The 14,043-nt window shown below is 50.5% G+C and carries 12 protein-coding genes; 1 reads left to right on the plus strand and 11 read right to left on the minus strand.

Translation table 11 applies throughout. The features are described from left to right. Positions 1-12: 12 nt before the first annotated feature. The 10 genes from ACMP1L_RS10750 to ACMP1L_RS10795 all read right to left on the minus strand — a co-directional run bounded on the left by ACMP1L_RS10750 (position 13) and on the right by ACMP1L_RS10795 (position 11,534). Complete coding sequence (locus tag ACMP1L_RS10750; RefSeq protein ID WP_418453019.1) at positions 13-1,200, minus strand: ribonuclease E/G; 1,188 nt, start codon at positions 1,198-1,200, stop codon at positions 13-15. Then, positions 1,193-1,906: a TIGR03936 family radical SAM-associated protein gene (locus ACMP1L_RS10755; protein ID WP_177303607.1), complete on the minus strand. Its 714-nt coding sequence runs from the start codon at positions 1,904-1,906 to the stop codon at positions 1,193-1,195. The genes ACMP1L_RS10750 and ACMP1L_RS10755 overlap by 8 nt, the downstream gene beginning before the upstream one ends. Then, complete coding sequence (locus ACMP1L_RS10760; RefSeq protein ID WP_118731670.1) at positions 1,890-3,758, minus strand: TIGR03960 family B12-binding radical SAM protein; 1,869 nt, start codon at positions 3,756-3,758, stop codon at positions 1,890-1,892. The genes ACMP1L_RS10755 and ACMP1L_RS10760 overlap by 17 nt, the downstream gene beginning before the upstream one ends. Before the next feature lie 248 nt (positions 3,759-4,006). Further along, positions 4,007-4,189, minus strand: coding sequence for a hypothetical protein (locus ACMP1L_RS10765; RefSeq protein WP_147353153.1), 183 nt, complete (start codon positions 4,187-4,189; stop codon positions 4,007-4,009). A 145-nt stretch (positions 4,190-4,334) separates the two neighbouring features. After that, positions 4,335-5,690, minus strand: a complete 1,356-nt coding sequence (locus tag ACMP1L_RS10770; protein ID WP_118731672.1) for an amidohydrolase — start codon at positions 5,688-5,690, stop codon at positions 4,335-4,337. Between the two features lie 83 nt (positions 5,691-5,773). Further along, positions 5,774-7,492, minus strand: a complete 1,719-nt coding sequence (locus tag ACMP1L_RS10775) for an adenine deaminase C-terminal domain-containing protein (protein WP_118731673.1) — start codon at positions 7,490-7,492, stop codon at positions 5,774-5,776. A gap of 16 nt (positions 7,493-7,508) precedes the next feature. After that, a complete protein-coding gene (locus ACMP1L_RS10780) occupies positions 7,509-8,621 on the minus strand; it encodes an ABC transporter substrate-binding protein (RefSeq protein ID WP_118530783.1) in 1,113 nt (370 codons plus the stop codon). A 250-nt stretch (positions 8,622-8,871) separates the two neighbouring features. After that, positions 8,872-9,912 carry an ABC transporter ATP-binding protein gene (locus ACMP1L_RS10785; RefSeq protein WP_118726250.1) on the minus strand — a complete coding sequence of 347 codons (1,041 nt, stop codon included), beginning with the start codon at positions 9,910-9,912 and terminating at the stop codon, positions 8,872-8,874. A 13-nt stretch (positions 9,913-9,925) separates the two neighbouring features. Next, positions 9,926-10,708: an ABC transporter permease gene (locus tag ACMP1L_RS10790; protein ID WP_118297651.1), complete on the minus strand. Its 783-nt coding sequence runs from the start codon at positions 10,706-10,708 to the stop codon at positions 9,926-9,928. Then, positions 10,701-11,534, minus strand: a complete 834-nt coding sequence (locus tag ACMP1L_RS10795; protein WP_015552826.1) for an ABC transporter permease — start codon at positions 11,532-11,534, stop codon at positions 10,701-10,703. Before ACMP1L_RS10795 ends, ACMP1L_RS10790 begins: the two co-directional genes overlap by 8 nt. Before the next feature lie 175 nt (positions 11,535-11,709). Between ACMP1L_RS10795 and ACMP1L_RS10800 the strand changes: the two genes are divergently transcribed. After that, complete coding sequence (locus tag ACMP1L_RS10800; RefSeq protein WP_118540541.1) at positions 11,710-12,633, plus strand: LysR family transcriptional regulator; 924 nt, start codon at positions 11,710-11,712, stop codon at positions 12,631-12,633. 311 nt (positions 12,634-12,944) lie between these two features. On the opposite strand, the gene ACMP1L_RS10805 is transcribed toward ACMP1L_RS10800, so the two are convergent. Then, complete coding sequence (locus tag ACMP1L_RS10805; protein WP_418453021.1) at positions 12,945-13,892, minus strand: hypothetical protein; 948 nt, start codon at positions 13,890-13,892, stop codon at positions 12,945-12,947. Between the last annotated feature and the right edge of the window lie 151 nt (positions 13,893-14,043).

Below are 14,043 nucleotides of genomic sequence, written 5' to 3' on the forward strand. Positions count from 1 at the left end.
CCCGCAACATGGTCACGATTTTTTCTGAACCTGCGCGATCTGTTCCCAGAGAGGTCTCTTTTCTTTTTTTCTTGTCATTTCCACCAGATTGAGCGGCGTCATGTCAATAACGGTTGTCTTAACCGGGTCCGGACGGACCGCCGCTCTCAGAGTATCCATGAGAAGCGTTTTATCTTCCTGTGCATCCATATCAATGAAATCAACCATGATAATGCCGGAAAGGTTGCGCAGCCGAAGCTGATGCGCGATCTCCTTTGCGGCCTCCAGGTTGATGAGGCGGATGGTGTCGGCAAGATTCTTTTTTCCGGAATATTTTCCGGTATTTACATCGATGACCACCATAGCCTCCGTGCATTCTATTATAAGATATCCGCCGGACTTTAACCATACCCTTTTCTGACAAGATTGTTCCATTTCATGATCCAGAGAGTAAAGCTTGGTAAGGCTCAGCAGATGGTCTTCGTAAAAGCGCAGACCGGTAGTCTCTGAAATGTCGGAAACCCGGAAATACTCCTGCAGCCGCGCATACAGATCCGGCTGGTCAGTCACGACTTCCTCCAGACTTCCGGCAGGACTGTTTCGCAGACTTTTGATATAATCCGGCTCTGACTCGTAAAGCAGGGTGTAACAGGTACGATAGCGGGCCGTGTTTATGACCCGTTCAAACAGCTCCAGTAACACCGAAAGCTCCCGAAGGAGCTTTGTTTCCTGTCCGTATGCGTTTGTGCGGATGATGATGCCGGTATGCTTTCCCTCAAGAAGTGCTTCTATCTGCGGACGCATCTGTTCTTTCCATTCCCGGTCTTCAATCTTGGAAGAAAATCCGATGACCTGTTTTCCGGCAGTCAGGACAGCATATTTGCCAGAAAAATTCAGGTTCCCGGTCAGGACCGGGTCCTTGGTTTTCACAGCATCCTTTGCCACCTGAACAATGATTTCATCGCCCTCTTTGAGTTTTCCCTCATGCCCGTCGGCAAACAGCGTCACTTTATTATCGGTAAGACTGTAATAGCCGGTGCGGCCTTCGGAAAAATCTACAAAAGCGGAATTTAAATTTTTGACAACCTTTTTTACTTTTCCAATATAAATATTTCCCAGAACGGAAGACGTGTCCGCAAGTCCCAGCTCTATGGTAGTTTTCTCTGAAACAAGAGCGGTCAGGACACGGCTATTCCATCGGGTAATGATCAGCTTATTCAATATTTTCTCCAAATGAATCCAGGGTCACAAACTGATGTGATTCCTCTGTGCCCTTATCTGCATATACTTCCAGGCGGGTTACCATCAGGGCAAACTCACCCAGGGTCTCGCCGCGGCTTTCTGCGTAAGCGCGGAGGACAGCATCCGGCTTCAGGTTTGCCGCGCTTCCGGTCGCGATCTGTAAAAAGATCATATGATCCGGGCGTGTTTCCATCCGGTAGATCTGCGGGCGGATGTCCACCTCACGCTCTCCCTTTTTGGTCTTTTTCACAATAACGATCTCTTCCTGCTCCAGGAACGCTGGAATCCCGGCAAAGAAAGCATCCAGGTCAGCAGGCTCGTAGCCTTCGCGGAAACGAACCTTATAGTCGGCTGCTGCTACCAGGGACATGGCATTTCCGGCATCATCCGGAAGAGCTTTATAGGAAAGTGCCTCCATGCCCTCAACCATGTTTTCATTGATGCGGCGAAGCATCTCTTTGGAAGAATCAGTGCTCAGCACTTCAATATCCACGTATTCACCGCGGCTCTCTAAGCCTACGCCAAGCGGTGCCGCAAAGGACATAATCTGGTGCGGGCTGAAGCCCTCGCTGTAACGGATATCCACATCGGCCCGGCGCATGACCTTCTGGAAATAACGCATGATATCCAGATGGCCAATGAATTTCATGGTGCCTTCCTTGGCAAATTTAATTCTTATCTTCAAAGCAGACACCTCCTCCAAATTTTCTCGCGCCGCAGCCGGAACACTGCTGACGGCAGTTCGGAGTTACCTTCTCGCTGATGGCGGTCAGCCACTCACGCTTTAAGAACTCCTTGGTCACACCAGCGTCAATGAAATCCCACGGGAAGATCTCATCGAGGCTGCGCTCTCTTACGGTATAGAAATCCGGGTCCACGCCACAGGTTTCAAAGGCCTGCATCCAGGTATCGTTGTTGAAATACTCACCCCAGGAATCGAACATGGCGCCGTTCTTATATACCTCTTCTACGACAGCTGCCACCCTGCGGTCACCGCGGGCCAGAACACCCTCCAGCACCGTCAGGTCTGCCTCATGGTAGTTGTATTTTAAGCTCTTGCGGTTTAACATTTCCTTGAACTTATCTTTTACGATGTAGGCACGCTCTAAAAATTCCTCCTTGGTGCACATCTGTGCCCACTGGAATGGGGTAAATGGCTTCGGTACAAAGAAGGAAGAGCTTGCAACTACCTGTACCTTGCCGTTGCGCTGCTCCTTCGGAATCTCATCGTAGTAAAGCTCTGCCACCTTCTCGGATAACAGGGCAATGCCCTCCATATCCTCTCTGGTCTCTGTCGGAAGTCCGAGCATAAAGTACAGCTTTACACGGTTCCAGCCTCCGTGGAATGCCTCTGCTGCTCCCTTTAAGATGATCTCCTCGGTCAGTCCCTTATTGATGACATCGCGCATGCGCTGGGTACCGGCCTCCGGCGCAAAGGTCAGACTGCTCTTCTTGATGTCCTGGACCTTGCTCATGACATCTAAGGAGAAAGCATCGATCCGCAGGGAAGGCAGGGAAATGTTCACACCCTTGCCCTGAAATTCATCGATCAGGAAATTTACGATCTCTTTTAAATGGCTGTAGTCACTGGAGCTTAAGGAGCTTAAGGAAATCTCCTCATGTCCGGTACTCTTTAACATCTTATAGGCGTGGTCCTTTAAATACTCCAGGCTGCGTTCCCGGAGCGGACGGTAAATGTTGCCTGCCTGGCAGAAACGGCAGCCACGGATGCAGCCGCGCTGGATCTCCAGAACCACACGGTCCTGGGTAACCTTTAAATAAGGAACTACCGGCTTCTCCAGATACGGAACATCGTTCATGTCCATAACCAGCTCCTTAGTGATGGTCGCCGGAATACCTTCTTTGTTCGGGGTGAAGGAGGCAATGGTGCCATCCTCGTTGTAAGCCACATCGTAAAACATCGGCACATAGATGCCCGGAAGCTTGGCTGCTGCCTCCAGGAAGTCCATTCTGCTGCCGCCGTTCTTCTTGTTCTCTTTGTACAGATCAAAAAGCGCATCGTACTGGGTCTCACCCTCACCGATGTAGAACATATCAAAGAATGCTGCCAGCGGCTCCGGATTGTATGCACACGGACCTCCTCCGATGACGATCGGGTCCTCCTCCGTACGGTCTTTCGCATGCAGCGGAATGCCGCTTAAATCCAGCACCTGCAGGATGTTGGTGTAACACATCTCATACTGGATCGTAAAGCCCAGGAAATCAAAATTCTTGACCGGATCCTGGGATTCCAGCGCAAACAGCGGGATATGCTGCTCCCGCATCACCTTATCGAGGTCCGTCCATGGAGAGAACAGACGCTCACACCAGACATCCTCCCGCCTGTTAAACATGGCATACAGGATCTGCATGCCAAGGTGAGACATGCCGATTTCGTAAACGTCCGGGAAACACATGGCGAACCGGATGTCCACAGTGGACGGATCTTTCATGACGCAGTTCACCTCTCCGCCAATGTATCTGGCGGGTTGTTGAACCGTTAATAAAATTTCATCACTTAACGCTAACTTTCTCATAAAGCCTTATTTTACCTACATTTCTCACGTTTTTTTGCGATGTGTTCATCGCTGTTTTTTGTTCTTTTTAGTTCTTTTTCTCTGCTCTTCTCCGGAAGCGTAAAAACACAAATTCTTGTCAAGCGTTTTTATCTCACGGACAGTTTACATAATATTTTTCGCTCTTACGACAAAAAAAGTTTTTTCTGAAATACGCACAATTCGGATTTTCCATCATTTTACGGATAAATCCACTCTAAATGTACAGATCAGACCGCATTATTATACGGTATTTCCAGCGTTTCCGCAACAAATTCTTTCCCGAAAGCGATTTTTTGAGCTCCTATCGTCGAACTTTTTATCAAGTTTTCCGAATATTCGTCAAATCCAGGAACCTCAAAAATCAGGGTTTCCTTCAGAACGATCTCATCATTTTCCAGTTTTACCGGCATGGCATTCAGGAAAACCCCATACCGAAGCCCGTGCAGCATCAGACAGTATACCACGAACGCCGGGCTTTTCGAAGCTCGGCGTTTTGTGTTGGGAATATGAAATGAGCTGCCGCACGTTAGTGCGACAGCCCCGTTTTTCTATCTTCTACACCAGATTCTTCATATCCTTAAACGCTGTCCGCTCCATCTTCTCCCGAAGGTCATTCCTGATCTTCGCGAAGTCCTCACGGACAAGCTTCTTTTCTTTTACGAGGCACTCACCCGCAACATAAACATCTCTCACATTCGATGCAATCGCGCTATACACAAGAGCCGAATACGGGTCGTATACCGGGAACATATTTGGGGAGTCGGTCTCTACGAGGACGAGATCCGCCTGTTTTCCGGGCTCGATGGAACCAGTGATATCGCCGAGTCCTAACGCTCTTGCTCCCTCAATCGTCGCCATGGAAACGACCTCCTTTGCCGGGAACGCGCTGCGATCGTGGAGCTCATTTTTGTGGAAGTTCTCGCACATCCGCATCTGGATGAACAGATCCAGCGTATTTCCGCTCGCCGGACCGTCGGTACCGAAGCCGACGGACATGCCGTGCTTATGCATCAGGGACACCGGAGCCACGCCCTTTGCGGCCTTCGTGTTGGAGGCGATACAGTGGGCCACGGACGCTCCGTGCTTCGCGAGGATCTCCACGTCATGTTCCGTCGTGCGGATGCTGTGGGCCGCCAGCGTATTCGGTCCGAGGACTCCGATATGCTCCATAAACTCGATGGGCGTCATATTATACTGTTCCCTCAACTGGGTCATCTCGTAGTCCATCTCCGCCACATGGAGCGTAAATACGGTTCCCGCCTTCACGTCCTCCTCATATGCCCGTTTTAAAGTCTCCGGGCTGCAGGTCGTCGTTCCGTGGGGCGTGATCGCTCCGGAAACGCGCGGGTGATCTTTGTACGCCTCGATCAGTGCAATTCCACGCTCGATGGCCTCATCCGCGTTCTTACTGTCGCAGGAATCCTTTTCCATCACCGTCTCACCGGCGATTCCGCGGATCCCCATCTCGTCCATGACCTTCGCCACAACTTCCTCGAAATAGTACATATCAAGCACTGTCGTCACACCGGAGAGCAGCAGCTCGCCTATGGCGTATCGCGTGGAAAGCCTGGCCATCTCCGCGTCCATGGCCTGATTCTCCATCGGAAGCAGGAACACCCGCAGGCGATCCTTACAATCGTCCCCGAGGCCGCGGAACGGGATCATGCCGAGGTGGCAGTGGGTGTTTACGAGGCCTGGGATCACGACGGCGCGCTTTGCGTCGATCTCCTCGAAGGTCTCGCCAGCCTTTAAAATCCCCTGCGCAGTAAGCGCCTGAAGCGCCTTCTCAAGCTCTTCCTCCGGTCCTGCTGCCAGAATCTTTGTATCTTCAAACATCACATAACCATGATCCCAGACATCACCTGCCTCGTTCATCGTCACAACAATGCCGTTTTTGATAATCTTCTTCATCGTTCTAATTTCATCCTTCATAATTTCGATCTGATCCGGTTCTTCCACTATCCGCGAAGAAAAAACGGCGGCGGGCCGTAAAACTACTTCCCGTACTTCTCAACCAACGGCACATGTTCCTGCCCCGGCACCGTCAAAAGCCCGTGATCCGTGAGCTTCAGTTTCGGTGACACCGGAAGGCAAAGCGTGGACATGGACATGACCACGTTGTTGTTCACATATCCGAGACCTTCCATCGCCGTCCGCACTTCCTTTAATTTCTGTCCGAGAACCTCGATGGGCTGATCCGACACGATACCGCCGATGGTGAGTCCCGCCTCTGCCAGGGATCTTCCTTCAGCGAACACCACATATGCCCCCTGGAGCTCCAGGACGCGCCTCTGGGCCAGTTTCATATCGTTCTCATCTGTTCCCAGGACAAACAGGTTATGGCTGTCGTGGGACCACGTGGTGGCCACAGCGCCCGGTTTCGTCAGTGCTCCTTCCACGAGACTATATCCGATATTTCCATTCTTGCCGTACCGCTCGAAAACGACTGCAAGGGAAAGTCCTGCCGACTTCCAGTCAAGCACACCGTCCTTCACCTCGACTCTGCATTTCACCGGTGTGGTTGCCGTTCCGAAGGTGCCGATCTTCATGACATTGACTTCCGCCCATTTCGCCTCCGGATCTTCCGCTTTTAACACAAAGTCGGAGATTTCCGCCGGACGGCAGTTGATCGTGTGGTAGAAAGAAGCCGGGAAACTGCACGCCGCAGCTTCTGCCGCACCGTAAGCCTCCTTGTCCTTGCAGTACACACACTCGCCCTTCTTATAAACCACAACCGGATCGATCCCATCCAGACTGTCCAGCAGCATAAAGTCTGCGATCTTTCCCGGCGCGATCATCCCTCTGTCATCCAGATGCATCCGTCTCGACGGTGTCCAGGTCGCGCAGTAGATCGCCTTCTCCATCGGCATTCCCGCCTTTACAGCCGTCTCGATAATCTTATTGAGATGTCCGGTCAGAAGCTTATCTGCCATCGTGTCATCCGTCACCAGCGCCACATTCTCATAGAGTTCATTGTCGCAGACGGTCTTCACGACCTCCGGCGTCAGGGATTTGAACTGCAGCTCCAGAAACATCCCAAGCTCTGTCTTCTCCATCACTGACTGTGGAGTCTGCTGGGTGTGGTCCGCATCAACACCTTCATAGATAAAGCGGTTAAGATCCGCCCCCGTAAGTCCCGGGCAGTGCCCCTCGATTCGGAGATTCTTTCCCGCGTTCCGGCACACATTGATGAGATCCCTCGTCCGGCTCTCGCCATCTGCTGAGAGATCCTTATAGTTCATGATCTCTCCAAGGCAGAGAACTCCATCTAAGGATGCCATCTCAGAAATTTCCTTTACACCAAGTGACGCCCCGGCTGTCTCTAACTTCTCATTTGTCGCCGGTACACTGGACGGGATCGCCCAGAAGATATCCTGCTTCGTCTTCTGCGCCATAAAAGCCCGGATGCCGTCCATGCCGAACACGTTCGCCATCTCGTGGGCATCGGCAACCACCGTTGTTACTCCATATGGAAGAGTGATCCTTGAAAACTCGCCCGGATATGTCATCGAGCTCTCGATGTGCATATGGATATCCACGAGACCAGGCAGCATGTATCTGCCTTTTCCGTCGATCTCCCGCACTCCCGGATATGAAATTGCAGGGGAAACGCAATAAAACTTTTCCCCTGCAACTGCCACATCCCGCTTTTCAAAACACTGTCTGAAGGTCTGATAGACCATGACATTTTTCAGAATGAAATCGGGTCTCATATAAAATTCCTCGTTATTAGTTGTTGATCGTTCTGTTCCACTGGTCGATCCAGTTATTTAAGATCGGGTTTACAAAAGCATAGTCAACAACCTTAACTTTTGCAGCCTTGTCGCCGTAGGTCATATCCTTGGACTCTTCCTCAGTGAATGTAACGTCCTTGTTTGTCGGTGCCTCGTTTAATGCCTTACCTGTCTTTGTCTGAAGCTCCTCGCTGATACGGTAGTTGATGTACTCGTAAGCAAGCTCCTTGTTCGCACAGTTCTTTGTTACGTTGATGGTGTTGAAGTTAGCGTAAGCTCCGTCCGGTGTAACGTAAACAAGTGTCGGGTTAGCGGCTACGATCGTCGGAACGCCGAAGTCACCGACAACTGCTGCTGCAACCTCACCGGATGTGAACATGTTGATCAGGTCGGAAGACTTTGTGTAAGTCTTAACAAGGTTCGGCTTTAAGTCAGCAAGTGCCTTGAAAGCAGCCTCGCCGTTGTCTGTTGTTACGTCAACGCCTGCGTGGTCGCTTGCAACGTAAACCATAGCCGGTCCGAATGTTGTTGTGATCTCCGGGATAGAAACCATGCCTGCAAGGCGCTCGTCCCAAAGGTCATCAAAGCTTGTGAGTTCAAATCCTGTAAGCTCCGGGTTGTAGATGATACCGATGCTGTTGATGGTGTACGGAACACCCTGTCCTGCCTCTGCAATCTCCTTTGCAGCCGGGATCAGCTTCTCAGCATTCGGGATCTTGCTTAAGTCGATCGTATCGAAAAGTCCCTCGTCAGTGCCCTTCGCTGTCATAGCCTGGGAGAGCTCGATCACATCGATGGTGGAGTTCGGGTCTGCCGCTAACTTTGTATAACGGTCGTTTGTGCCGCCTGTCTCAGTAACGATCTCACAGCTGAACTCGTTCTCAAACGGTGTGTAAACCTCTTCTTCGGAGATATCTTCGCTGAGGCCGTATGTGGATAATACGAGCTTCTGTGCGTCTCCGGAAGCTGCCTTTGTCTCTTCTGCGGAAGAAGCTGCCTCAGAGCCTGCTGCCTGGCTTCCTGCTGCTGTGGTCTCTGTTGTGGATGCGCTGCCGCAGGCGGTAAGCATCATTGCTGCGGAAAGTACAACTGCTGCTGTTTTTTTCATGGTTTTTCTCCTCTTTCTCTCTTTTTGAGATAATGTTTTGTAACTGTCCGGCAGGTCTGTGCTTTCCGCACAAGCTGTACAAATGGGCAGTTGCATATTTTCCCGCATGAATATGGGTCTGTTTCGGAACTATCCGTTCATATCCCCCACATCCTGCGATGGTTCCCTTCATTGTTTTCCGTCCGGAGAACGATTCGATCTTTCCGGTTCTCCCTTCGGCGCATGACCTGTGCCCTAAGATCTCTGTCTCCTATCTTCTCACGAGAATCAGCTTATCCTTCGGCAGATACAGCCGGATCTCCTCGCCCTCTTTATAAACATGGTCAGTTCCCATATTTACCTTCAGGACACCGGCGGAAGTCTCAACCTCGTACTGGTAGCTCTTCCCGAGGAATGTGCGGACACCGATCTTACCGCTTAAGACATTCTCCGTCTGAACATCATCTGCCAGACAGATATCGTCCGGGCGGATCGTTCCCGCGAATTTCTCGCAATCGAGATCCATGGAAGTTAAGAACTCGCTTCCATCCGGTGCTGTATAAACGCCGTCCTGCTTTTTCGCAAGCTCAAGGAAGTTCTCGAAACCGATGAATCTCGCGACGAACTCTGTCGCCGGTCTCTTATAGATGTTCTCCGGTGTGTCAAACTGCTCGATGACACCGCCGTTCATAACAGCCACCTTGTCGGAGATGGAGAAGCATTCCTCCTGGTCATGTGTAACAAATAATGTGGTGATTCCAAGGCGCTTCTGAAGTCTCTTGATCTCCACACGCATGGAAAGTCTTAATTTCGCATCCAGATTGGATAACGGCTCATCTAAGAGCAGTAGCTTTGGCTCGATGACAAGTGCTCTCGCGAGGGCAACTCGCTGGCGCTGTCCGCCGGACATCTGCTTCGGGAAACGGTCGGCAAGCTCTGTCAGGCCGCAGACCTCAAGGATCTCCCTGACCTTCTTGTCGATCAGGTCCTTGTCCATCTTTCTTGTTCTGAGCCCGAACGCTACATTGTCATAAACACTTAAGTGCGGGAACAGGGCGTAGCTCTGGAATACCAGGCCGAACTGGCGCTTGTGGACCGGGACCTTTGTCATGTCCTCTCCGTCTAATGTGAAGGTTCCGCCCTGCGGGTTGATAAAGCCTGCAACGACGCGGAGTGTCGTTGACTTGCCGCAGCCGCTGGGACCTAAGAGGGATACAAGCTCGCCCTCCTCGACTTCCAGATTCAGCCCCTTTAAGATCTGTTTCTTTTTATCGTAACTTACGTCGATTCCATTTAAACTCATAAAAGCCATGGTCATATTCTCCTTATTTCGCCAGGGCTGCGATACCCAGTGTGCGGTCTACGATCACCATGATGACTACGGTAGCTGCCATTAAAAGTACGGAAACCGCCGATACGGTCGGATCATAGTTGTATTCAATATAGTTCATCAGTGTTGACGGGAATGTGGAAACTCCCGGTCCGGATAAAAACATGGACACCGGAATGTTGTTGAAGGAATTGATGAACGCCAGCATGAATGCTGAGGAAATTCCGGAGGTCACATTTGGAAGAACGACCTTGAAGAACGCCGCTCCCTTCGGGCATCCGAGGCTCCACGCCGCCTCCTCGATCGAAAAGTCGAACTGCTCCATCGAAGAACCGACTACGCGGATCACATACGGAAGTGTCACCATAAAATGGCCTGCGAGAAGTCCCGCGAACACCGGGATCCTGAGTGTCAGGATCAGGCACTGGTACATAATAAAGCCGATTACAATTCCCGGAACGATGGTCGGGGAAAGGAAGATGGACTTTAATAACTGCTTTCCTTTTAAACCGGCTCTCGCCAGCGCGTAAGCCGCCGGGATTCCGACCAGAAGAGAGATGCATGTCGCGAGGAGCGCGACCTCAAGGCTGGTCAGGAATGATCTGCGGAAAGACTTTAACGCGAACACGTTCGCGAACCATTTCGTCGAGAAGGACTCGATCGGGAATGTGATGGCGCTTCCGCCGCCGAATGCCGTTACGGTGATGATCAGTAACGGGATCATCAAAAATGCAAATACGATCGCTGCCCATATGGTCAACACTTTATTTTTACGCATAATCTTCACCTCTGCGGTCCAGCCGTGCGGCCAGAGCGTTAAATCCTTTGATCACAACCAGGGTTACAACGATCATGATGAGGGCGATCACGGACGCGCCGGTCCAGTCACTGACGGACATCGCTCTCTGGTAGATCAGGGTCGCCATGACCATGTTGCTGTTGCCTCCTAATAACTGCGGCGTCGTGTACGCGGTCAGGGTTCCGGTAAATACCAGAATACCGCCGACGATGATTCCCGGAAGGCTCATCGGGAAGATGACTTTCATGAACGCTTCCGTTCTTGAGGCTCCGAGGCTCTGTGCCGCCTCCATCATATCATCATCAATATTTTCCATAACACCGGCAACCGTTACGATCATTAACGGAAGGAACAGGTAGACAGAACCAATGATGATAGAAAAGTCAGTGTATAAAAGCTTCATCGGCTTCTCGATCAGTCCCATAGCGATCATGGCCTTGTTGATAATCCCGTTGCTGCCGAGAATATTGATCCATGCAAAGCTTCGGATAACAGAGTTTGTCATCATCGGAAAGATCGACGCAGAGAGAAGCAGTCCTCTCCATTTCTTATCACAGCGGCTGATGAAATACGCCGTCGGGATACCGCCCACCATACAGACAAAGGTGGTGATGACCGCGATCTTCACGGTTCTCAAAAAGATCTTTCTGTAATACTCGTCCTTAAAAAAGTCCACGTACGCGCTGAACGGGTAATCCCCCGTAAACACGCTTGGAACCAGAACGCGAAGCAGCGGGATCATCAGGAACAGAAATAAGATCACCAGTCCCGGAACCAGCATGCACCATGCACTGCTCTTTTTCATTGGTTTGCCCCTTTCTCAACTGTGCGTGATAAGTTTTAATTAGTGCTTCTTATAAATATTTGTTTTTTCATCAATTGCACTTATATTTTACATTCATTATAAAAAGTGATATACTATACGTCAAATACATATTATCTATAATTTTTATGCAGTAAAGCTATGAGGAGGCCCCTGTATGGAATTAAAAGAAGCCCGCTATATCCTGGCGATCGCCCGCCACCAGAGCATCGGCAAAGCCGCCGAATCCCTTTATATCTCCCAGCCGTCCCTGAGCAAGTACTTAAAGAACCTGGAAGAACGTCTCGGCGCTCCGCTGTTCAGCCGCCACGAAAACCGCTACTACCCAACTTACATGGGTGAACGCTACCTCCACTACGCCGAACAGATCGTTGCCTGCGGCGATGAGTGGATGCAGGAATACGACGATATCGCTCACCGCCAGCGCGGCCGCTTAAACATCGCCGTGCCGATCATGATGGGTAGCACGCTGATCGAACCGATGTTGGCACCGTTTCATAAACGATACCCCTATGTGACCTTAAATATCATGGAAGCAGTAAATTTCATTGCGGAGAACAGTCTGGAGACCTCATCCATCGACCTGACCCTTTACAATATCCATGAATTTCCCGAGACCATGGACTACCAGATCCTGCGCTCTGAGGAGATCGTTCTGGTCCTGCATGAAAACCATCCTCTCGCCGCAAAAGCCATTACCCGCCCCGGCTTCCGCTACCCGTGGCTGGATCTTTCCCTATTAAAAGAGGAAAACTTCATTCTCCTCTACCCGGACCAGAACACCGGTGGCATCTCCCTGGATCTCTTTCAAGAGTACAACATCAATCCACCGGTCTCTCTCCACACGAGAAACTCCTCCATGTCGATCCATCTGGCCATGGACGGCGTCGGCGCTGCCTTCGCCCCGGAGAGCTATTTCCATTATGAAAACCAGTACACCGGAAACCGCGCCCTCTGCTTCTCCGTCGGCCACAGACCGGCCCTCACAACTACCATCGCCGCCTATCGGAAAAACCGGTATCTGCCGCAGCATGCAAGAGATTTTCTGAAAATGATCCGGGAATATTGCCGTGAGAAATAAAACATTCTCCCAGAAATTTATATCCATCTGCGAGGTGCGCCGTCAGGCGCACCTCGTAAAAGAAGCCGGACACTATCCTTCAGTATCCGGCTTCTTGCTGCGAATCTTCTGGCACCTTTAGCTCTGATAAACAAACAGACGGTTCATTCCCTCCTGCCACGGGTATTCGAATTCCAAATATATGATTTCTTTCCCAAAACGTGTAAATTTTTCTTTCTAATACATTGCCGGATAATGTCCCAGCTTTTTTGATAGCTTAGCATCTGTTATCTTTGCCGGTTTGGAGGAAACGGAACCGCTTATTTTTTTCTTCATAAATCTCCCTCTTCATCACTCAGATACAGCTGCGAAAAAATAGTTTGGTAAATCTCATCCATATCTTCTTCCATATCCACAGACTCACAGAACCCGTAAAGATAGGTATAACTGTCAGTATCCACAGCAAATACCGTCCATTTCCTGGTATCCTCGTTCTCACCTGCGGTGTACGTTACGATATAAACCGGATAAGTCAGGTTCTCAGTATATTTCTCATTTGCTTTTGCAGATAGCAGTTCACAGGTATCCGTATCACTTAATGACAGGGCGCAGGCTGTCAGATAATCTTCCAGATCCTGCACCTCCGGGGCAAACCGGGTCGGCTCTGCCGTATTTACTATAAGGATCTGGCCATCTTGCGTGAAATCCTCATAGCGGTACGTTCCATCCTCATTGTTTTCCGTTCGAAGGTTCTGCATATTGGTAAAGGGTAGCGCTCCGCCCATCAAAACAGGAATACGTTCACTCGGGATCAGATCCCCGCGGCCATCATCGTTCAGAGCATAGAGCTCCATAATTTTTTTGTCACAGACTACCGCATCATAGGCACTGTCCACAAACACAGGAACGCTGACATCCGGCGGTGTAAAAATCAAAAAGCTGCCATTTTCCAAAATTGTCGCGGTATCAGGGTCATAGTTCGGATTGACCGGCTTTTCATCCTCACCGTAAAACTGAACCTGAAAACCTCTGTCCAGTTCTTCCACCGTATATTTTCCCAGATCGATCTTAGTGCTTTCGCCTTCAGCCAGTGTTGTCTCCAGGCGGTTCTCTCCCCAGTCTTTCCCATCCGTTTCTCTAATACGGATGTCTTCCACAGGATATGTAGTACGGTTCACTACGGTGATTTCAAGTGGCTTTCTTCCGCCACCGCAGGCAGCAAGTCCAAGACACACCGCCAGTGTGATTACGGGAAATAAATTACTTTTCCATTTTTTCATCCTGCATTCCTCCTCTATTTGCGAAATGAAAAAGAATGTGCCTTGGCACATTCTCGCGCCGAGGCGCGGTTGCTTCGGCAACCATCTACCTTTGCGCCGAGTGCGCACTACGTTCCACTCCGGTCGGTGCATAACAAGCGCCACTGGCGCT

Source organism: Ventrimonas sp., from assembly GCF_048380235.1.
In the GTDB taxonomy this organism is placed as follows: domain Bacteria; phylum Bacillota; class Clostridia; order Lachnospirales; family Lachnospiraceae; genus Brotaphodocola.